Origin of the sequence: Paraburkholderia bryophila (genome assembly GCF_013409255.1) — a bacterium.
In the GTDB taxonomy this organism is placed as follows: Bacteria; Pseudomonadota; Gammaproteobacteria; order Burkholderiales; family Burkholderiaceae; genus Paraburkholderia.
Genome location: NZ_JACCAS010000001.1, coordinates 2,501,579 through 2,522,519, shown reverse-complemented (window position 1 = coordinate 2,522,519; position 20,941 = coordinate 2,501,579). Strand labels below are relative to the sequence as shown.

Genomic DNA, 20,941 nt, shown 5'->3' with positions numbered 1-20,941 from the left:
CCAGTTGCAGCAATCGTGGCGCGTATCCCGCGCCGAGATTGGCGGCGCGAATCCTTGCGACGCACCAATGACAAAGAGCCCGCTCGAAGCGGGCTCTTTGTCATTCAAGGCCGGAGTTAGCCGGCTTTGACATGCAGCCCTTACTGGCTGGCAGCGTCCGCCGGGGCGGCCTCGGGAGCCGACGCGCCCTTCTTCACTTTCTTCTTCTTCGGTTTCTTGACGTGTTTCACCGTGGGCGGGGAATACGAGCTTACCGCGCTCGAACCCGCCGGAGCGGCAGGCTGCGCCAGCGCCGCCGAGGCGCCCACGGCCAGTGAAACAGCAGTCAACAACAGCGTCAGCTTCTTCATACGATTCTCTCCGTCGACGATTGCAATTAGATAAGCCGACGCGTTTTGGCCGCGTCTGGCTGGGTAAACCCAATTCAGTCTACAAAGCCGAAAATTACACCGCCGCAAATATTCAGCCTTTCAGACCCGATATAGTGGGTTTCCCGCCACGCTATGCAAAAGGCTTACAGCAAAGGCGCCAGAGCGCGCTCCGCATCCGTTTTCGACAACGCCATGCGGATTGCGTAATCTTCTAGTTGGTCCTGACCGATCTTGCCGACCGAGAAATAGGTGCTATCGGGATGCGCGAGATAGAAACCGGAGACGCTCGCCGCCGGCAGCATGGCCAACGATTCGGTCACGCTCATGCCGATGTCGGTGGCTTGCAGCACGTCGAACATGTCGCGCTTGACCAGATGGTCCGGGCAGGCCGGATAGCCGGGCGCCGGGCGGATGCCGTGATACTTCTCGGCGATCAGGTCGTCGTTCGACAGGGTTTCGGTGTTCGCGTAACCCCACAGATCGCGCCGCACGCGCGCATGCATTGCTTCGGCGAAGGCTTCGGCGAAACGGTCCGCGAGCGCCTTCAGCATGATGGCGCTGTAGTCGTCGTGATCTTTTTCGAACTGCTTTTCCTTCACGTCGACGCCCAGACCCGCCGTGACCGCGAACATGCCGATGTAGTCGGCCACGCCCGAGTCCTTCGGCGCGATGAAGTCGGCGAGCGAGCGGTTCGGCCGCATCACGCCGTCCACCACCGGGCGCACGCTCTGCTGGCGCAGGTTGCGCCAGCAGAGCGCGACTTCCGAGCGCGATTCGTCCGTGTAGATTTCGATGTCGTCGTCGTTCACCGTATTGGCGGGCAGCAGCGCGATCACGCCGTTGGCCTGCAGCCAGCGGCCCTGGATCAGACGCGAGAGCATCGACTTGCCGTCCGAGAACACGCGCCGCGCCGATTCGCCGACGATCTCGTCGTTCAGGATCGCGGGATACGGGCCGGCCAGGTCCCAGGTCTGGAAGAACGGCGCCCAGTCGATGTAGTTCGCGAGTTCGCTCAGATCGAAGTTCTTGAACACACGGCGGCCGATGAACTTCGGCTTGACCGGCTGGTAGCTCGCCCAGTCCACCTTGGTCTTGTTCGCACGGGCTTCGGCGAGCGTGACCATTGGTGTGGCTTTGCGGTTGGCGTGCTGCACGCGGATGCGGTCGTAGTCGGTCTTGAGGTCTTCAAGATACTTCGCCGCGCCTTCATCGGACAGCAAGCTCGACGCCACCGATACCGAACGCGAAGCGTCCGGCACGTACACCACGGGCCCTTCGTAATGCGGCGCGATCTTCACCGCGGTGTGCACGCGCGAGGTGGTCGCGCCGCCGATCAGCAGCGGAATCTTCTTGATGCGGAAGTAGTCGTCGCGCTGCATTTCCGACGCGACATAAGCCATTTCTTCGAGGCTCGGCGTGATCAGCCCCGACAGCCCGATGATGTCCGCGCCTTCGACCTTCGCCTTGGCGAGAATGTCGTTGCACGAGACCATCACGCCCATGTTGACCACTTCGAAGTTATTGCACTGAAGCACCACGGATACGATGTTCTTGCCGATGTCGTGCACGTCGCCCTTCACCGTGGCGATGACGATCTTGCCTTTCGCGCGCACGTCGCCGCCGGCTTCCGCGAGCAGGCGCTTTTCTTCTTCGATGAACGGGATCAGATGCGCGACCGCCTGCTTCATTACGCGCGCCGACTTGACGACTTGCGGCAGGAACATCTTGCCTTGGCCGAACAGGTCGCCGACGATGTTCATGCCGTCCATCAGCGGACCTTCGATCACGTTGATCGGACGGCCGCCGGCGGCGGCGATCTTCGCGCGCACTTCTTCGGTATCTTCGACGATGAAGTTGGTGATGCCGAGCACCAGCGCATGCGCGAGGCGCTTCTCGACCGGCTGGTTGCGCCACTCGAGATTTTCTTCTTTCTTCGCGGCGCCGGTCTTGAACTTGTCGGCGATTTCGAGCAGCCGGTCGGTGCCGTCTTCACGGCGGTTCAGCACCACGTCTTCGACGCGGTCGCGCAACTCCGGATCTAGGTCGGCATACACGCCGAGCTGGCCCGCGTTGACGATGCCCATATCCATGCCGGCCTGAATCGCGTGGTAGAGGAACACGGTGTGGATCGCCTCGCGCACCGGGTCGTTGCCGCGGAACGAGAACGACACGTTCGACACGCCGCCGCTCACCTTCGCGTACGGCAGGTTTTCCTTGATCCAGCGCGTCGCGTTGATGAAGTCGACCGCGTAGTTGTTGTGCTCTTCGATACCCGTGGCGATCGCGAAAATGTTCGGATCGAAGACGATATCTTCCGGCGGGAAGCCGACTTCGTTCACCAGGAAGTCGTACGAGCGCTTGCAGATTTGCGTCTTGCGCTCGTAGGTGTCGGCCTGTCCTTTTTCGTCGAACGCCATCACGACGGCGGCCGCGCCGTAGCGACGAATCAGGTTCGCGTGGTGGCGGAAGGCCTCTTCGCCTTCCTTTAGCGAGATCGAGTTGACGATCGCCTTGCCTTGCACGCACTTCAGGCCCGCTTCGATCACTTCCCATTTCGACGAGTCGATCATGATCGGCACGCGCGCAATGTCCGGCTCAGACGCGATCAGATTCATGAAGCGCACCATGGCCGCTTTCGAATCGAGCATCGCTTCGTCCATGTTGACGTCAATGACCTGCGCGCCGTTTTCGACCTGCTGGCGCGCGACCGCGACGGCGTCGTCGAACTGATCGTTCAGGATCATTCGCGCGAAGGCTTTCGAGCCGGTCACGTTGGTGCGCTCGCCGACGTTGATGAAGAGCGTGCCGGAAGTAACGTTGAACGGCTCGAGGCCGGAAAGGCGCATGGTGTGATCGGTCATGGCGTTAGCTCAATATGTGCAGTGTTGGTGCGCGCGGTGGCAAGCGCCGGCAGCGTCACGAGTCGGTCGTACCATTGGCGGAAATGCGGGCATTGCCCGCGAATCCTGTCGAGGCCAATGCGGGCGGCGGCGCGAGGGCCGTGGCCGACCTTGCGGTAACGTGGCTGTAACTGTTCGAGGCGCTTAGAAGGCGCGGTTTGCGGCGAATCGTTGATCCACTCAGGATTAACGACCGCGGTTCGTGCGGCAATTAGTGGGGCAGTTTGCTTCTGCCAGAGCGGCTCGACTTCGCAGAGCCGGGCGACGTCGGAAAACAGCAGGGATTCGAATTCGTGGGGTTGCACGTGCGGAATGAAGCGTTCAGGACGGCACTGCGCGAAGCCGACGATGTCTTCATGCAGCAGCGTTTCAATGTGCGTTGCGCGAGCGGCTGGCTCGCGTCCCTGAGTTTCGGTGACTCCGCGAAACGTCGTGTCGAGTCCGTACAGGTCGATCAGAGTTGTGACATAGGTATCGACGCGTTCACGCAGCGTGTTGCTGACGAACCGTCTGACGCGAGCGAGGTTCAGCGCGCCGCCGGCTTGAGTTTTTGACGAATTGATCAGACGCGGGCTCACGTAAACGTCGCTCGCTGCCAAGGCTGGGGCCAGTACATCCCGTACGAACGTTTCTTCGGTCTGCCCTTCGCCGACGATGATCAACTCGACCATTACGCGGGCCTCCCGCCCAACACATTCTGCTTCCACAGATCGCCGAGCGAATAGTCGTCGAGCCAGTCTTGCAGTTGGGTGGCGTCGAGTCGATGGAAGGTCGATGCGTTGTCTTTGCGATCCACAACGATGACGTCCTCCGGGTCCATGTTGTCCAGCAACTCGACGGATTGCGTCGAGACGATCAACTGGTTTCGCTCAGACGCGCGTTTGAGCAGCTCGGCGAGCAGGTTGATCGCGTACGGATGCAGGCCAAGTTCTGGCTCGTCGATAAGAATCGTTGCGGGCATTAGTTCCCAAGGCTGCAGCAGCAACGTGCACAGGCAGATAAAGCGAAGCGTACCGTCGGAAAGCGCATGCGCTGTGAACGGCGTGTCGGGATCGCCGCGCTCGGTCCACTCAAGCTGGATCTTTGAGGATGGCCTCGTGCGAAACACGAAATCGTCGAAAAATGGTGCCGCGAGGCGAATCGTGTCGACGATCAGGCGATAGTTGTGCGCGTGCTCGGCTTTGAGCATGCAGAGATACGCCGCCAGGTTGGCGCCATCAACTTTCAGTCGCAGTGTGTCGTTGAGCGCGTGGAGCTGCTTGACTTTGGCTTTTTCACCGGTGTCGTGAAAGTGGTAGACGCGAGTGCCTTCGAGCGCGGCGGCGATGTAAGGATGACCATGCTGTTCTGCAATTACCTGGAGTCTTGACTCAGGCGTGTCGCCCAGCTTTCCGCCGACATCGTGACCCTCGTCTTGGAACTTGAACTGTTCATCTGAAAGGATGAGCCGATTGTCGTTCGTTGGAACGAGCTTGAACTCATATCGATCTCGATCGCCGAATCGCAATTCAGCATGAATCTCGTCCGTCGTCTTTCGCGAAAAATGCAGCAGAGCATCCGGGCCGCCTTGCGTTTGGACGTATAACTGAAGACGCTCTTCATACATCTCCGCCAGCATCCGAAACAGTCCGATAAAGTTTGACTTCCCCGAACCATTGGCGCCGATCAACACGTTCAGATTGCGTAACTCCAGGTCGCGCAATTCACGTATCGATTTGAAACCCGCAATCGTCAGTTTGGTGACGCCAGCCATCGATCGATTCCCCGTTCAGTTGGACGCTGCGATCAAGCCGTTTCGGTATCGGTTTCCCGATAGTTTGCCCACGCACGGGGCTTCACGCCAGCCAGTGCCTGAGCGATCGCCGCAATATGCTCCGGCGTCGTCCCACAGCACCCACCCGCGATATTCACCAGCCCCGCCTGCGCGAACTCCTTCAACAAACCCGACGTATCCGCCGGCAATTCGTCGAAGCCCGTATCGCTCATGGGATTCGGCAAGCCGGCGTTCGGATAGCACGACACATAGGTGTCGCAAAGCTTCGCCAGTTCGGCGATGTACGGGCGCATCAGCGCCGCGCCCAACGCGCAGTTCAAACCAAAGGTGAGCGGCTTCGCGTGACGCAGCGAGTTCCAGAACGCCTCGACGGTTTGCCCCGACAGAATGCGGCCCGATGCGTCGGTGACCGTGCCCGAGATCATGATCGGCAGACGTTCGCCGGTGTCCTCGAACAGCTCGTCCAGCGCGAACAGCGCGGCCTTCGCGTTGAGCGTGTCGAAGATCGTCTCGACGAGAAACAGATCGCAGCCGCCGTCGAGCAACGCCTTGGCCTGCTCGTAGTAGGCCGTGCGCAGTTCGTCGAAGGTCACGTTGCGCGCGCCCGGATCGTTCACGTCGGGCGAAATGCTCGCGGTCTTCGGCGTGGGTCCGATCGCGCCGGCGACGAAGCGCGGTTTGTCAGGCGTCGAATACTTGTCGCAGGCGGCGCGCGCCAGCCTGGCCGATTCGAGATTCATTTCGATGGCCAGCGCTTCCATGCCGTAGTCGGCCTGGGCCACCGTGGTCGCACCGAACGTGTTGGTCTCGATGATATCCGCGCCCGCCGCGAGGTATTGCTCGTGAATCTCGCCGATGATCTGCGGCTGCGTGATCGACAGCAGTTCGTTGTTGCCTTTGATGTCGCGACCGTAGTCCTTGAAACGCTCGCCGCGATAACGGGCTTCGTCGAGCTTGTAGCGCTGGATCATCGTGCCCATTGCGCCGTCCAGGATCAGGATGCGCGACTTGAGCAGCGCGGGCAGCGCCGCACCGCGCGTATAGGCGGCTTCAGAGCGGACAGGCGTGGCGGTTTGAGCAGGCTGGTTCATGGCGGACAAGGGCTTGCGCTGGGTTTGGCGGGAAACCTGTCATTGTAGCCGCTGCCGGGCACACACGCCGGGCGCGGGCCGGACAGGCAATCTCGCCGTCGGAAAAGAAAACGGCCCAACAAGCCAAAAGCCTGCTGGACCGCTTCATGAACTGCTGACCGCCTTGAAAGGGCCGCCGGGTGGGCCGACTGCTAAGCCGGACGGCGCGGTCAAAGATAAGTCGCCAAAAACGTTAAATCTAACCTTGCGCTTAGTGAAGAATCACCGGTTGATGCATCAGACTGTCGAACTGCCCGAGGAATTCGTCCACCTCGTCCAGCGACGGTTCCTCTTCGATCAGCTTCTGCACATGCTCGCGAAACCGCGCCGCCATTGCGCCATCAATGTAGATCTCCCGCTGCATGTTTTTGTCCACGATCTCGTAGCCACCCGACTTCATGGCCAGCGGACCTTCCTGCGGCGGAAACTCAACGACGCAATAGTTGGGGCTGTTGTAGATCATTTGCATGGCGACACTCCTTATTTCCGTTGGCTCCTGGCCATTCCTGCGCCATAGGTTGGAGCGTGAGGGTGGAATTCAAGGGGTGGGTCCGGATTGACGCTTGTAAAGGTTCCGAACCTACCGGTTAGACCGGCCTTTCAAGAAACGTTTCAAGCAGTGCAGCAAAACGGTGAGATTGTTCGATGGGCGCGAGATGAGCGGCATCGAGCAGTTCGAAACGTGCGCCTTCGATGGCGTCTGCAATTGCCTGCGTAGCAGCAGGCGGCGTGCCCGTGTCGTGGCGGCCCGCCACGGTCAATGTTGGGCAACGAATGGTTCCCAGCTTACTGCGTACGTCGAAATCGCGCAGGGCTTCGCACGCCATAGCGTAGCCTTCTGACAACGTATGGCTGAACACCTCGCGAATCGGCTCGACGGCTTCGGGATGCGCGCGCTGAAAGTCAGGTGTCAGCCAGCGGCTCATGGTCGATGACACCAGCGATCCCATACCGTCCGTGCGCGCGCTTGCCGCACGTTGGTCCCACAGTGCGCGGCTTTCGGGCGGCGTGCCGCCGTTGGTGTCTGCAATCGTGAGCGTGTCGACGCGTGACGGGTGGTCGAGCGCGAATTGCTGCGCGATCATGCCGCCCAGCGACATGCCGACCAGATGGGTGCTGGGCGCGCCGAGCGTGTCGAGAAGGGTGGCAAGATCGTGCGACAGATCGGCGATACCGAACGGCTCGCGCGACAGCGCCGTCTTGCCGTGGCCGCGCAGGTCGTAGCGCAGCACGGTGTAGTTGTCGCGGAAGTAGCCGGCGAGCTGGTCCCACACCGAGAGGTCGCCACCGAGCTGATGAATGAACGTCAGCCACGGGCCGCCGCCCTCATTGCTCAGCACATAGCGCGTCTCGATTCCGTTGATGTTCACTTGCATGCGGGCTCCTTGAAGGGATCGCAGTGGAAGGATCCATTGACGCGCGCTGCACAGTCCCGACGAGCCATCGACCTGATGGCTCAACAATATACGCAGCATCCGCGCGAACGGTTGCAACAGTGTGTTGCGAGTTAGGGATGCCGTAGAAGTTTCGCCGATTCCTGGAGACCTTACTCGAGACCGGGTTTTCAGGGCTTGATGATGCCGGGCGGGCTGCCGGGGTCAGTAGGATTTAACGTTTGGGACGGCGCGGCTTCGGGTGTTGCTGCCGATGGGCCAGCAGGCGGCGGATTGGTGGAGTCGGGCGTTGCGGCGTTGCCATCTGCAGCGTTGCCGGGCGAGGCGCCCGGGTTGTCGTCCGCGCTATCGAGATTGAGCTTGCCGCGCCACACCAGTTCGAATTGCGTGCCGTTCGGTTCCGTCTGAACGATCCGCGCCGGCAGCCAGCCGAGCGACGGCGCGAGCCATACGTCGATGCGACGCAGGTCGCCGTCGTGGCGCGGCAGACGTTTGAAATGACGCGTGTCGATGAAGCCTTGCGCCGTGCGGATGGTCTCGTCGCCGATTGTCTCGATGGGCCAGTTCTCGCCGCTGTCGTTGTCGACCACGAAGAACTGCCGCGTCACGCCGGGCTTATAGGCGGTGGGGTCGCCGCGCACGAGGCTGGCGAGCTGCATCACCATACTGAAGCGGTCCTGCGCGCCGTCGGGCAACGGCAAGCTGGCCGGCGTGCGAGTGAAGGCAATTTTCTTGTCGCTGCGATTGAAGATCGCGATGTCTTCCGCGCGGCGGCCGCGCTTTTCGATGTATTGATCCGGCGCGAGGCCGAATGCGTCGATACGTCCGTGGCTCGAATAAACGAATGTGCCGACGAAAGGCAAGGGCACCGACACCACCATTTCGTAGCTTTGTGCGTTGCTGGTCCAGTGGATCGTGCCGGGCTGGTTGCGCACGCCGTTGTAGAACGTGTCGTATTGCAACTCGCCGGAGGGCGGGACGGAAAACTTCACGCCTGGCGCCGCTTGCGGGGCGCTTGCGGCAGCGGGGGCGCTGGCTGTGGCGGTAGTCTTCCCAGCGGCGGCGTTCGTGCTAGTCGCACTGGAAGCACTCGCCGCGTCGGTTGCGCTCGCGACTGCGTCCGATGCGGCCGCAGCCGGTGGCGCCTGCTTCGCCGGTTGCAACGCGGTCAGCACATGTTCGCGCGGCTTGCTCGCAGCGGACCGTGGCGCGGGCGCTGGTGCGGGCGCATGCGGCGTGGCGGCGGCCGGATTGCGTTCGATACGCTCAGGTGTCAACAGCGCGACCTGCACGGGGACGCGCTCGTCGTCCGCCGGATTCAGCGTCGCGCGGTTGCGCTCGACCCACTGCGCAGCGATCCAGTGCAGAACCGCCACGACCAGCAGCACCGCGATCCATCGCCCCACGCGCAACGCGACGCGCGGTCCGCCAGGCGGCGTGCGATCGGAACGGTGTGTGACGGAGGATGAAGCCATCGGCGGTTAAAGATGTGCGATGAGGGAATGTTTGAGTTCACACGTATGAGCGCGTTCAAAGTGCGTACGAAGCGAGCTCACGCAAGCGCTCAGGCCGCCCCGACACACGTCACATCAATCCTGCGCGTCTGGCGGCGTCGCACTATACCCCAGCTCATACGACAGCTTTTGCGCGCAGTCGCGCAGCGCCAGATCGATCTCGCCGCCCCAGCGGATATCGAACACGCCTTCATGGCCCAACGCAATGAGGCCGAGCGCGAGGTCGCCCGTCGAGTCGAACACCGGCATGCAGAACGCGTGAATGGTGGGCAACAACATGCCTTCCACGCGCGCCGCTTGATGCTGCCGCACTTGCGCGAGCGCCTGTTCGACTTCGTCGCGGGTGCGCGGTCCGCCCAGATGCGCGGCGCGGCGCGCGTCGGCCAGTTCGCGTTCGAGCATCGCGGCGGTCTTGCTAACCGGCAGATACGCGGCGAACAGCAGGCCGGTGGCCGAACTGAGCAACGGCATGACATCGCCGAGCTTTAGCGACGCCTTCGCCGGATGGCTCGATTCCATCCAGTGGACCATGGTCGGCCCCTGATTGCCCCATACGGCGATGCCGACCGTCAGATCGAGCCGGTCGCGCAATTCGGCGAGCGCTATGCGCGCAAGCTTCACACCGTCGACCCGCGCAAGCCGCGCGAGCCCAAGTTGCAACGCGAAGCCGCCCAACTCGTAGCGGCCCGACAGCGGGTCTTGCGACACCACGCCCAAGCGCAGAAAACTCACCAGATAGCGGTGCGCCTTCGCCGGACTCATGCCGGCGCGCTGCGCGAGGTCGCGCAGCATCATCGCGCGGGGTTCGTGGGTCAACACATCGAGCAGGCGGAAACCGACTTCGATCGACTGGATGCCCGAGCGCAGTTTCTCTTCGCCGCTGTCGCCACCATCGCCGGTCTCGACGCTTTCGTCGTCGGTGTCGCTGGCGTCGGTAGCATCGGGGGCGGTATCGAGCGGTTCAGTAGCGCCATGGTCGGTACGAATCGCGCCGGAGCGGGCAGTTGGAGGCATGAGCGGGGCGCCACGAGCGCGTTCAGAAGAGGTTCAGAAGGAGGAAAGCCGCGGGCACTTGGGCCGCGCCGATTCACCATCGTAGAATAGATTCCTTCTATCGTCACTAACACGGCTCACTCCCTATGAAACTTGCCACGCTGAAGGACGGCACGCGCGACGGTCAACTGATCGTCGTGTCCCGCGACCTGCACACGGCGGCTATTGCCGACGCGATCGCGCCCACCATGCAGCGCGTGCTCGACGACTGGACCTTCTACGCGCCGCAACTGCAGGATCTGTATGACGCGCTCAATCAGGGCCGCGCGCGCAACAGCTTTGCGTTCGACGCCAAGGATTGCATGGCGCCGTTGCCACGCGCGTTCCAGTGGGCCGACGGTTCGTCGTACGTGAACCATGTCGAGCTGGTGCGGCGCGCGCGCGGCGCGGAGATGCCGCCGGAGTTCTGGACCGATCCGTTGATGTACCAGGGCGGCAGCGACGACTTCATCGGCCCGAAAGACGACGTGCTGTGCGCGTCGGAAGCGTTCGGCATCGACTTCGAAGCGGAAGTCGCCGTGATGACCACCGACGTGCCGATGGGCGCCACGCCCGATCAGGCGCTCAGAAGCGTGCGCCTGATCACGCTCGTCAACGACGTCTCGCTGCGCAACCTGATTCCCGCCGAGCTCGCGAAGGGCTTCGGCTTTTTCCAGAGCAAGCCGGCCACGTCGTTCGCGCCGGTCGCGGTCACGCCCGACGAACTCGGCGAACATTGGCGAGAAGGCCGCGTGCATCGGCCGATGATCGTCCATTGGAACGGCAAGAAAGTCGGTCAGCCGGACGCCGGCACCGACATGGTGTTTCACTTCGGCCAGTTGATCGCGCACGCCGCGAAAACCCGCAACCTGCGCGCCGGCGCGATCGTGGGGTCGGGCACCGTGTCGAACAAGGACGCGAAGCGCGGCTATTGCTGTATCGCCGAGAAGCGCTGCCTGGAAACGATTGAGCACGGCGCGCCGCAAACGGAGTTCATGAAGTACGGCGACACCGTGAAGATCGAAATGTTCGACGAAGCGGGCAAGTCGATTTTCGGTTCGATCGATCAGGGCATCGCGCCGTTAGATTGATGAGCGGGGGTTGTGCGGAGTGGGGCGTAGCGTAGCGCGCGTGGAGTGCGCAATGTGCGTGCCGCGACAGCGCCACACGGGCCGATTTCAAATGCGTTTTCGAAAGGGTTTCGCCCGATGCCGCCGCCCCAGCGCGCGGCTACACTGACTGGCGCGGCGGCGCGCCGGGGGTGGCGGGCTGCCGGTGCAGCGCGGCGACGCGTCGCCGCCGTTCAGCCGCGTGCGATGCGGCCGTAAGCGGTCAACAGACGGTTAGTCGGTCGTTCATCGGCAGCACATCAAAAACGAAAACCAACGTGAGGAGACAACATGCCGCGATTCGCATCCATCAAACCTGGAACCCGGCGTAGTGAAACGATTGAAACGTCGGGTGCGCGCGTGAGTCTGCCGCGCGGCGGCCGTGTTATTCGCGCCACTGCGTTGTGCGCCGCGCTCGCTTGCGTGGGCGCGTTGCCCGGCGCAGCGTTCGCGCAGGTCAAGATTGGCCTGGTACTGTCGCTGACCGGACCGGCCGCGTCGCTCGGCATTCCCGCACGCGACACGGCCACGTTGCTGCCGAAGCAGATCGGCGGTCAGTCGGTCGAGTACATCGTGCTCGACGACGCGTCCGACACCACCCAAGCCGTGCAGGACACCAAGAAGCTGATCTCCGAGAATCACGTCGACGCGATCATCGGTTCGTCGATCACGCCGAATTCGCTCGCGATGATCGACGTGGTCGCCGAAGGTGAAACGCCGATGATCTCGCTGGCGTCGTCGGCGAAAATCATCGAACCTGTGGATGCGAAACGCCATTGGGTCTTCAAGACGCCGCAGACCGATGCGATGATGGCGTCGGCCATCACCGAGCACGCCAGCGCGCATGGCGTCAAAACCATCGCGTTCATCGGCCAGGCCGATGCGCTCGGCGAGACCTTCTACGCCGAAGTCGCGAAGTTCGCGCAACTGCATCACATGGACATGGTGGCGAGCGAGCGCTTCAATCGCACCGATCCGAGCGTGACCGGCCAGGTCCTCAAAATCCTCGCGACGCATCCCGATGCGGTGGTGGTCGGCGCGGCCGGCACGCCTGCCGCGCTGCCGCCGAAAACGCTGAGGGAACGCGGCTACAAAGGGCTGATCTATCACAATCATGGGGTCGGCAATAACGACTTCCTGCGCGTGTGCGGCGCCGATTGCAACGGCACGTTCCTGCCGGCGAGTCCGGTGCTGGTGGCCGCGCAATTGCCGGCTGATCATCCGGCCAAACGTCTCGCGCTGGATTACATCGCGCGCTTCGAAGCGCTGCGTGGACCGGGCAGCGTGTCGGCGTTCGGCTCGTACACCTGGGACGCCGGCATGTTGCTCAACCACGCCGTGCCGATCGCGTTGAAAGCGGGCGCACCCGGCACACCGGAATTCCGTCGCGCGCTGCGCGATGCGCTCGAAGCGACACGCGGTCTGGCAGATACGAATGGCGTCGTCAACATGAGCGCGACGGATCACCTCGGGCTCGATCAACGCGCTCGCGTGATGGTCGAGATCATGAATGGGAAATGGGTTTATCAGCCGCGTTGATCGGCCGCGTTGAGGAGAAGAGGCGGCGCGTCGGCTGCTTGCCGGACGCGCGCCAAGCCGATCGTCGCGAATCGTTGCAAACATCGCTGAACACGTTTTGAACGCGTTTCGAATGCCTCTCATGCAAGTCACGGATTGCTCACCATGTCTCAGACCTCACACACCAACGACGCGTTTTACGCGCACTACCAGTCGCTTCAGTTGACGCGTCATCCCGACGGCGTGCTCGAAGTCGTGATGAGCGGCGAGGGCGCCAACAAGAGCGGCCTCGCCACCGCCAACGCGCGGATGCATTACGAACTCGCCGAAATCTGGCGCGATATCGACCGCGATCCGCAGACGCGCGTGGCGATCATTCGCGGCGAGGGCAAGGGCTTTTCGGCCGGCGGCGATCTGCAACTGGTCGAAGACATGGCGACCGATTTCGACGTGCGCGCGCGGGTGTGGCGCGAGGCGCGCGACCTCGTCTACAACGTGATCAACTGCAGCAAGCCGATCGTCTCGGCCATGCATGGTCCGGCGGTCGGCGCGGGCCTGGTGGCGGGCCTGCTCGCGGATATTTCGATCGCGGCGAAGACGGCGCGGATTATCGACGGTCATACGCGGTTGGGCGTCGCGGCGGGCGATCACGCGGCGATCGTCTGGCCGCTGCTGTGCGGCATGGCGAAGGCCAAGTATTACCTGATGCTGTGCGAGCCGGTGAGCGGCGAAGAGGCCGAGCGTATTGGCCTCGTTTCGCTCGCCGTCGACGAAAGCGATCTGCTGCCCAAAGCATTCGAGGTGGCGCGCAAACTCGCCAACGGTTCGCAAACCGCGATTCGCTGGACCAAGTACGCGTTGAACAACTGGCTGCGGTCGGCCGGGCCGGCGTTCGATACGTCGCTGGCGCTGGAATTCATGGGCTTTGCCGGGCCGGACGTGCGCGAAGGCGTGAATTCGCTGCGTGAACGGCGCGCGCCGGATTTCGGCGGCGCGGATCCGTGGCGCGGTGAAGCGGGGTGAGATGGGGTGAGTTGACCCAAGCCCCCGTCCCCAAAGGCTCCTGACGCGCCGCCCCCGCACGGTATGATCGACTCCGACGCGTGCGGGCCGGCGCGCACTCCTACACTTATGCAGCGAGGCGACAAGCATGACCGATACACCCGATTCCACGCCGCCGTTTCCCGGCTTCCCCGGCTTTCCGCCCGCTGAAATGCTCGAACGCATGTGGGGCATGATGCGGCTGTCGCCGTTCGGCTCCGCGTTCTCCGGCGCGCAGCCGGGCGGTGGCATGGCACCGTCGCTGTCGATGATGTCCGACATGATGGCGCCGCTCACCAACGTCGAGGAACTCGACAAGCGCATCACCGACATGCGCGCCGTCGAGCAATGGCTCAAGCTGAATCTGAGCATGCTGCAGTCCGCGATTCAGGCGCTCGAAGTGCAACGCGCGACGCTCGCCACCCTGCGTGCGTTCGGCGCGTTCGCGCAATCGTCGATGGCGCAGCCGGCGGCATCCGCCGCGCCGAGTCCCGCGTCGGCGACCGGCTGGCCGCATCCGCAGCAGACGGCTTCGGCCAGCGGCGCGGCTGCGTCGGCCGCGACCGAACCATCCAGCGCCGACGACGAGGAAACGCCGTCGACGCCTCCATTCGATGCGTCCGCATGGTGGAACCTGCTGCAGTCGCAGTTCAATCAGATCGCCCAGTTCGCGATGACGCAGCCGGCGGCCGCGACGGACGCTGCGACGGACGATTCCACTCAATCCGCATCGGCGGAAACCGGCGGTGGGGCCGCAGCCGAAGCCACGGTCGACGCGTCGCAAACGCCCCCGCAAGGCGCGCAATCCGCAGCCAAACGACCGGCTGCGAAACGGGCGCCGTCCGCCGCGAAACGCACGGCTAGCGCGAGCGCCACGCCACGCGCGGCGAAAAAGTCGACCTGAACGCGGGAATGACGGGTGACGGAAGACGAAGCGAACCCGCCCGTCATCGGCAAAAAGACCGCACGGCACGCCGGCGATAGGGGCCGGTTCGCCGTCTGTCATGGTTTTGACCTCGATCCTCGGCCACACTCCGCGGATCGCGCGCTTTGTTGAGAGAGGTCAAGCGGACGGCGGCGCGGCGTCTGCTAACGTGGGAATTCCGTAAAGTCAGCGTGCTATCATTGTGTAAGCTTTAGTTGGTTTTTAGTTGATTTTTGGGCGTGCGCAAAAACAACCAATCGTGCCGCCCTAGCTTCATTTGCCGCCGGTAAGACCGGCGCAGGGCTGGACGGTGCGGTTTCACCGCAGACTGGCTCGACCTCAGGCATAGGGTATCCCTCACCCACGGTTGGCCGCGCAGCGCGTAGCTTAGATGGGGCGTGCCCGCGCAAACGCCCGACTTCTTTGCTGCCCGGTGCATCTAGGCGGCTGATTACCGCGTAAAATTGAATGTTGGCCGACGCACGGCGTGATCCGTTCGTCGTCAGCGAGAGTGCTACACGTAGCAGCAGACACACACAGTATGCGCAGAACAGGGGTGGGACTATGAACACCATGCTTTATCCGGAACTTTATAAATCGCTCGAATCCGTTCGATGGGACATGGAGAAAGACATTCCCTGGGACAAGTTCGATGCATCGCTATTGACCGACGAGCAGGCCGCGACGATCAAGATGAACGCGATCACCGAATGGTCGGCCTTGCCCGCCACGGAAATGTTTCTGCGTGACAACCATCACGACAGCGATTTCTCCGCCTTCATGAGCGTGTGGTTCTTTGAAGAACAGAAGCATTCGCTGGTGCTGATGGAATATCTGCGCCGCTTCAAGCCCGAGCTGTGCCCGACCGAAGAAGAGCTGCACGCGGTGCGCTTCGAATTCGATCCGGCGCCGCCGCTCGAAACGCTGATGCTGCACTTCTGCGGCGAAATCCGCCTGAACCACTGGTATCGCCGTGCGGCCGAATGGCACACCGAGCCGGTGATCAAGCAGATCTACGAAACCATTTCGCGCGACGAAGCGCGCCATGGCGGCGCTTACCTGCGCTACATGAAGAAAGCGATGGTGCAAACGGGCGACATCGCGCGTGCTGCATTCGCGAAGATCGGCGTGCTGATGGCGTCGGCGCGTCGCACCGAAAAGCCGCTGCATCCCACCAATCTGCACGTGAATCAGGCGCTGTTCCCGCGCGACACGATTCAGTCGCGTCTGCCGGATCCGGAATGGCTCGAGCGCTGGCTCGATGAACAGATCCGTTTCGACGACGGCTGGGAAAAGAAGGTCGTGGAGCGGATTCTGCACAACCTGTCCATTCTGTTCGAGCGCACGTTCAACACCGCGCAGGAACTGAACCGCTACCGCAAGGAAGTGGTCCTGCGCCTGCAGGCAGAGCAGAAGTCGTCGGAACAGCCGGCTTGATGGCGCTTCGGCGTATGATCCGCGTCAGCGGGTTCGCGCCGGGCTAACAGCCCGCGTCACGAACTGGTTTTACGGTTTCAGGAACGGCCCGACAAGCGTGAGCTTGCCGGGCCGTTTTGCTTCATGCCGTCCAGCGTGTATCGTGACGGCACTTCTTTATTCTCTTTCCGATTCCGTCATGGCTGCTACTTTTGAACGCAAGATGCTGACGCGCGAGGCTCTCGCGACGCTGCGTCCCACGCTCAACGCGCCGGTGGTGTTTACCAACGGCGTGTTCGACATCCTGCATCGCGGGCATGTGACTTATCTGGCCGATGCGAAGGCGCTCGGCGCTTGCCTGATCGTCGGCGTGAATAGCGACGCGTCGGTCCGCATGCTAGGCAAGGGCGACGACCGGCCGATCAACAACGAGTCGGACCGCATGGCGTTGCTGGCAGCGCTGGAAAGTGTCGATTACGTGGTGTGCTTCGGCGAGAAGACGCCGGTCGAGCTGATTTCGGCGCTGCGGCCGGACGTGCTCGTCAAAGGCGGCGACTACGACATGGATGTGTTGCCGGAGTCGGCCATCGTACGAGGGTGGGGCGGTAAAGCGCTGGCGATTCCGTTCGAACACGACCGCTCGACCACGGCGCTGTTGAAGAAGGTCCGCGCGCAGGGCTGACGGCTACTGCGGCAACGCCGACGCCGCGATCGGCGCCACCGGCGCCGGGCCGCCCACCACCGCCTGATCGGCGGCCTCAGCGGCCGTAACCGGTTGCACCCTCAACCATTCCTGATGAATCTGGCGATTCAGATGATTAGGTTCGCGCCCGCCGGCCGTGGGCGTCGGGCCGAATACACCGCGCACCGCGACGAATGCCAGCAGGTTGGCAAGAAACAAGATGGCGATCAGCCAGCGCAGCATTATTGGTTTTCCCCGTCCAGAAGGTGTTGAGCCGTCGTGATTCCGATCCGATGGCCGCCAGTCAGACGCCGCGTGCCATCGCGTGCTCGGCGGCTATCAGCGCGAGGCCGGACAGCACGAGCGAATCGTGGCGAGTATGCGGCACTTTCAGCGCGCTCGCCACTTCGTCCACGGCGCCGCCGCTGACCACGAGGCGCACCGGCACCTGCCATTCATCCTGCAAATCACGCCACATTCGCTCGATCAGGCCGGCCTGCGCCAGCGTGCAGCCGGCGGATAGCGAGCGCGGCGTGTCCGTCGCGAAGAACGGGCCACGGCGGGATGCTGCGGCGCTATCGGCGGCGTCGAGCAGGCCGCGTGCGGCGGTGGCGTCGAGCGTCGGTAACTGCGCGGTGTGCTCGCCGAGCGAGCGCATCATCAGCGTCCAGCCCGGCGCGATCAGACCGCCGACAAAGCTGCCGTCCGCGCGCAACGCTTCCAGCGTGGTCGCCGTGCCGAACGTCGCGATCAGCAGATGTTCGCCGGGAAACGCCGCGTGCGCGCCGATCATGCCGGCCCAGCGATCGCTGCCGAGCGCGTGCGGCGTGGTGTAGCTATTGGTCACGCCGCATTGCGTGGCGCAGGCGCGGATCGTCGTGAGCGGCAGACCCGGCCAATGGGCATCGAGCAACGCGGCGATCCGCGCGGCCACCGTTTCGCCCGCGACATTCGACAGCCATGCCCCACCAGGTGTCGGCAGATTCGACCAGGACGGCTGATCCACACCGTCATGCGCCAACGCGCCGGCCGCGATCGGCGCGCCGTCCGGTTCCACCAGCGTCCACTTGATGCGGCTATTGCCCGCGTCGATCAGCAGAGACGGCGCACCGCTCGTCATGCCGCACCGTCGGCCAGACGTAGCGAGACGTCGCCGGTTGAAATCGTTTGACGGCCGGTCGCGGTGTCGAGCAGCAACTGGCCGCGCTCGTCGACGCCCGCCGCCGTGCCGCGCGCCACTTCCTGGCCCTGTTCCAGCAGCACGACTTCGCGTCCCGCGTACGCATGCACCGCGTTCCAGCGCGCCTGGAACGGCGCGAAGCCTTCCGCGCCGAAGCGCTGTAACGCAGGTTCGAGCGCGTTCAATTCAGCGGCCAGCGTGTCGGTGAGATTGGCGTTGGGCAACGCGCGCTGCAGCGCGGTCGGCACCGTGCCGCGCGCCTGCGGCGGCACGTCGGCGTTCAGCGCGCCGACCTTGGCGGCGAGTTCGTCCGCGCCCTTCACATTGGTGCCGATGCCGATCACCACTGCGCTGGCGTAGTCGGTGCTCCATGCGGTTTCGATCAGGATGCCGGCCAGCTTGTCGCCTTCCAGCAGCACATCGTTCGGCCATTTCAGCGCGATCTGGCCGGGACCGGCGACCGGCAGCGAGCGCAGCCCGTCGACCAGCGCGACGCCGACCGCGAGGCTCAAACCCGCGAGCTCTTCCAGCGGACGCGGCAGCACGCACGCCACCGAAAACAGCAGCGCGTTGCCCGGCTCCGCATACCACGGACGGCCGCGCCGGCCGCGCCCGGCGGTCTGCAGATACGCGACCCGGACGAGCGGCCGCGGTAGCGCGTTGCTTCTACGCGGCAGCGCCTTCACGCGGGTCATGAGGTCGGCGTTGGTCGAGCCGGTTTCCTCGACGATTTCGATCGGCCAGTCATGCGCGTGCGGCCCGAACAGCGCGACGGCGCGTTCGCGGTCGATGCGCCAATCGGTCGCGGCGGCTTGGGGGGGAGTCTTGGAGGCGTTCATGTCTCATATTGTAGCGACAGCGCACCCAATGGGGCCGCCGGCAAGTCCCATCGGCCGCGCCTTCGTTACAATGGCCCCTAATCCGATAACCAGATTCTCGCGATCCTTGAACTACGACACTCCGCCCGGCCTCGAAGTCGCGGCCGGCCGCCAGGGCAAGATCGTCCGGCTCTCGGGCCAGTGGACGGCGCTCGCGCTTGCCCGCGACCGGGCGACCGGCCATGTGATCCCGCTTTTGCGCTCGCTGCTCGTTGCCGAGGGCATCCACGAGTGGGATCTATCGCGCATCGACCGGATGGACCACGTCGGCGGCCAAGCGCTGTGGCGCGTGTGGGGCCACAAGATGCCGCCCGACACCACGCTCACCGACACGCAGCGCGACATCTTCGAGCGCATTGCGTTGCTCGACACGGTGCGCGACACGGCCGAGCCGGTGGTCAAGCTCGATCCGTTCACGCGGCTGGGTCTGTCGATCTTCTCCTTCTTTGAGCATCTGTATGGCGGCGTCGGCATGCTCGGGCGCGTCGTGCTCGATCTGTTGGCGATCCTGCGCAAGCCGAAGCTCGCGCCGTGGACCGAAATTTCCGCGAACGTCTATAACGCCGGCGCGAGGGCGTTGCCGATCACCGCGCTGGTGGCGTTCCTGATCGGCATCGTGCTGAGCTATCTGTCCGCGCAGCAACTGCGGCTGTTCGGCGCGAACCAGTACATCGTCAACATTCTCGGCTTGTCGGTGATTCGCGAACTGGGGCCGGTGCTGTCGGCGATTCTGGTGGCGGGCCGTTCGGGGTCGGCGATCACCGCGCAGATCGGCGTGATGCGCGTGACCGAGGAGCTCGACGCCATGCGCGTGATGGGCATTCCGCACGGCCTGCGGCTGATCCTGCCGCGCGTGGTCGCGCTCGGCCTGGCGATGCCGCTGCTCGTCATGTGGACCAATATCATCGCGCTGACCGGCGGCGCGCTGGCCGCCAAGATCGTGCTCGGCATCGACATGAGCTATTTCGCGCGCGCGTTGCCGGGCGTGGTGCCGGTCGCCAATCTGTGGATCGGGCTCGGTAAGGGCGTCGCGTTCGGCATGCTGATCGCGATCGTGGGCTGTCACTTCGGCTTCCGGATCAAGGCGAATTCGCAGAGTCTCGGCGAAGGCACGACGACCTCGGTGGTGACCTCGATCACCATCGTGATTCTCGCGGACGCGGTGTTCGCGATTCTCTTCCAGAACGTGGGGCTCGGATGATCGCGCCACTCTCCCAGGCCGTACGCGGCCAGCCTGCGCCGTCGATCGCCGAGCCGGTGATCGAGGTGATCGACATCACCAAGCGCTATGGCCGCAACATCGTCCATCAGCATCTGAATCTGGATGTGAAGCGCGGCGAGATCATGTCGATCGTCGGCGGCTCAGGTTCGGGCAAGACCACGCTGGTGCGGCAGATTCTCGGGCTGGAGAAGCCCTCGTCCGGCACCATCAAGCTGTTCGGCGAGGACCTCGCGACGATCTCGCCGGAAACCGCGCTGCTGATGCGCAGCCGCTCCGGCATGCTGTTCCAGCGCGGCGCGCTGTTCTCGTCGCTGTCGGTGTTCGACAACATCGCGCAGCCGGTGCGCGAACTCGGCAAGGTGCCCGAAGACCTGCTGCGCGATATCGTGATGCTCAAGCTCGAGATGGTCGGGCTGCCGTGCAAGCATGCGTCGAAAATGCCGTCGGCGCTGTCGGGCGGCATGATCAAGCGGGTCGGCATTGCCCGCGCGATCGCGCTCGAACCCGAACTGCTGTTTCTCGACGAACCGACCGCCGGGCTCGATCCGCAGGCGTCCGATGAATTCGTCGAACTGATTTCCGCGCTGCATCGCGCGCTGGGGCTGACGGTGGTGATGGTCACGCACGATCTCGACACGATGATCGCGCTGTCCACCCGCGTCGCCGTGCTGGCGGACCGCACGGTGCTGGTCGCCGCGCCGGTCGAAGAGGCGGCGGGCGTCGATCATCCGTTCATCCGCGAATATTTCCTCGGCCTGCGCGGACGTCGCGCGCTGCAGGCGCTGCCGCCCGAACGTCGCGCGAAGTTGCCGCGCGCGGCGCTCGAGTCGGCGTCGTCCGAATTGCCGCTGTGAA

20 protein-coding genes are annotated in these 20,941 nt (G+C 63.7%); 8 read left to right on the top strand and 12 right to left on the bottom strand.

Going from position 1 to position 20,941, the window contains the following annotated elements; all coding sequences use genetic code 11:
* Positions 1 to 140: 140 nt before the first annotated feature.
* From GGD40_RS11200 to GGD40_RS11160, 9 genes are all read right to left on the bottom strand, one after another.
* Entirely contained in the window at positions 141 to 350 is a 210-nt protein-coding gene (locus GGD40_RS11200) for an acid-shock protein (protein ID WP_111935267.1), read from the bottom strand.
* A gap of 164 nt (positions 351 to 514) precedes the next feature.
* Entirely contained in the window at positions 515 to 3,232 is a 2,718-nt protein-coding gene (metH, locus tag GGD40_RS11195; protein WP_179743739.1) for a methionine synthase, read from the bottom strand.
* Positions 3,229 to 3,942: a DUF4276 family protein gene (locus GGD40_RS11190; RefSeq protein ID WP_179743737.1), complete on the bottom strand. Its 714-nt coding sequence runs from the start codon at positions 3,940 to 3,942 to the stop codon at positions 3,229 to 3,231. Before GGD40_RS11190 ends, metH begins: the two co-directional genes overlap by 4 nt.
* Positions 3,942 to 5,024: an AAA family ATPase gene (locus GGD40_RS11185; protein ID WP_179707146.1), complete on the bottom strand. Its 1,083-nt coding sequence runs from the start codon at positions 5,022 to 5,024 to the stop codon at positions 3,942 to 3,944. Before GGD40_RS11185 ends, GGD40_RS11190 begins: the two co-directional genes overlap by 1 nt.
* A 32-nt stretch (positions 5,025 to 5,056) precedes the next feature.
* Entirely contained in the window at positions 5,057 to 6,136 is a 1,080-nt protein-coding gene (locus tag GGD40_RS11180; protein WP_179708880.1) for a homocysteine S-methyltransferase family protein, read from the bottom strand.
* Positions 6,137 to 6,386: 250 nt separating this feature from the next.
* A complete protein-coding gene (locus GGD40_RS11175) occupies positions 6,387 to 6,644 on the bottom strand; it encodes a BTH_I0359 family protein (protein ID WP_007179533.1) in 258 nt (85 codons plus the stop codon).
* Positions 6,645 to 6,762: 118 nt separating this feature from the next.
* Positions 6,763 to 7,551: an alpha/beta fold hydrolase gene (locus GGD40_RS11170; RefSeq protein ID WP_179743736.1), complete on the bottom strand. Its 789-nt coding sequence runs from the start codon at positions 7,549 to 7,551 to the stop codon at positions 6,763 to 6,765.
* A 188-nt stretch (positions 7,552 to 7,739) separates the two neighbouring features.
* Positions 7,740 to 9,044, bottom strand: coding sequence for a DUF3108 domain-containing protein (locus tag GGD40_RS11165; protein ID WP_179743735.1), 1,305 nt, complete (start codon positions 9,042 to 9,044; stop codon positions 7,740 to 7,742).
* 114 nt (positions 9,045 to 9,158) lie between these two features.
* Positions 9,159 to 10,097 carry an IclR family transcriptional regulator gene (locus tag GGD40_RS11160; protein ID WP_179743734.1) on the bottom strand — a complete coding sequence of 313 codons (939 nt, stop codon included), beginning with the start codon at positions 10,095 to 10,097 and terminating at the stop codon, positions 9,159 to 9,161.
* A gap of 125 nt (positions 10,098 to 10,222) precedes the next feature.
* Between GGD40_RS11160 and GGD40_RS11155 the strand changes: the two genes are divergently transcribed.
* The 6 genes from GGD40_RS11155 (at position 10,223) to rfaE2 (ending at position 16,806) form a co-directional block, all read left to right on the top strand.
* A complete protein-coding gene (locus tag GGD40_RS11155; protein WP_179707138.1) occupies positions 10,223 to 11,206 on the top strand; it encodes a fumarylacetoacetate hydrolase family protein in 984 nt (327 codons plus the stop codon).
* Between the two features lie 309 nt (positions 11,207 to 11,515).
* Positions 11,516 to 12,763: an ABC transporter substrate-binding protein gene (locus tag GGD40_RS11150; protein ID WP_179743733.1), complete on the top strand. Its 1,248-nt coding sequence runs from the start codon at positions 11,516 to 11,518 to the stop codon at positions 12,761 to 12,763.
* Positions 12,764 to 12,907: 144 nt separating this feature from the next.
* Positions 12,908 to 13,765, top strand: coding sequence for an enoyl-CoA hydratase/isomerase family protein (locus GGD40_RS11145; RefSeq protein WP_179707133.1), 858 nt, complete (start codon positions 12,908 to 12,910; stop codon positions 13,763 to 13,765).
* Between the two features lie 127 nt (positions 13,766 to 13,892).
* Positions 13,893 to 14,687, top strand: coding sequence for a PhaM family polyhydroxyalkanoate granule multifunctional regulatory protein (locus tag GGD40_RS11140; RefSeq protein WP_179743732.1), 795 nt, complete (start codon positions 13,893 to 13,895; stop codon positions 14,685 to 14,687).
* Between the two features lie 585 nt (positions 14,688 to 15,272).
* Positions 15,273 to 16,145, top strand: a complete 873-nt coding sequence (locus GGD40_RS11135) for a ferritin-like domain-containing protein (RefSeq protein WP_134961085.1) — start codon at positions 15,273 to 15,275, stop codon at positions 16,143 to 16,145.
* Between the two features lie 178 nt (positions 16,146 to 16,323).
* Positions 16,324 to 16,806 carry a D-glycero-beta-D-manno-heptose 1-phosphate adenylyltransferase gene (gene rfaE2 / locus GGD40_RS11130; RefSeq protein WP_179707129.1) on the top strand — a complete coding sequence of 161 codons (483 nt, stop codon included), beginning with the start codon at positions 16,324 to 16,326 and terminating at the stop codon, positions 16,804 to 16,806.
* A gap of 3 nt (positions 16,807 to 16,809) precedes the next feature.
* Here the strand turns inward: rfaE2 and GGD40_RS11125 are convergent, their stop codons facing one another.
* The 3 genes from GGD40_RS11125 to GGD40_RS11115 form a co-directional block, all read right to left on the bottom strand.
* Positions 16,810 to 17,049 (bottom strand): hypothetical protein, encoded by a 240-nt coding sequence (locus tag GGD40_RS11125; protein WP_035553786.1) that lies wholly within the window; start codon positions 17,047 to 17,049, stop codon positions 16,810 to 16,812.
* 61 nt (positions 17,050 to 17,110) lie between these two features.
* On the bottom strand, positions 17,111 to 17,926 hold the full coding sequence (locus GGD40_RS11120) for a type III pantothenate kinase (RefSeq protein WP_179743731.1): 816 nt from the start codon (positions 17,924 to 17,926) through the stop codon (positions 17,111 to 17,113).
* Positions 17,923 to 18,825 carry a biotin--[acetyl-CoA-carboxylase] ligase gene (locus GGD40_RS11115; protein ID WP_179707125.1) on the bottom strand — a complete coding sequence of 301 codons (903 nt, stop codon included), beginning with the start codon at positions 18,823 to 18,825 and terminating at the stop codon, positions 17,923 to 17,925. The genes GGD40_RS11120 and GGD40_RS11115 overlap by 4 nt, the downstream gene beginning before the upstream one ends.
* A 106-nt stretch (positions 18,826 to 18,931) precedes the next feature.
* On the opposite strand from GGD40_RS11115, the gene GGD40_RS11110 reads away from it, so the two are divergent.
* Together GGD40_RS11110 and GGD40_RS11105 are read left to right on the top strand one after the other, a co-directional pair.
* The gene (locus tag GGD40_RS11110; RefSeq protein WP_179743730.1) at positions 18,932 to 20,065 is read left to right on the top strand and encodes an MlaE family ABC transporter permease; all 1,134 of its coding nucleotides are present in this window, start codon (positions 18,932 to 18,934) and stop codon (positions 20,063 to 20,065) included.
* The gene (locus tag GGD40_RS11105) at positions 20,062 to 20,940 is read left to right on the top strand and encodes an ABC transporter ATP-binding protein (protein ID WP_179743728.1); all 879 of its coding nucleotides are present in this window, start codon (positions 20,062 to 20,064) and stop codon (positions 20,938 to 20,940) included. The genes GGD40_RS11110 and GGD40_RS11105 overlap by 4 nt, the downstream gene beginning before the upstream one ends.
* Position 20,941 lies beyond the last annotated feature (1 nt).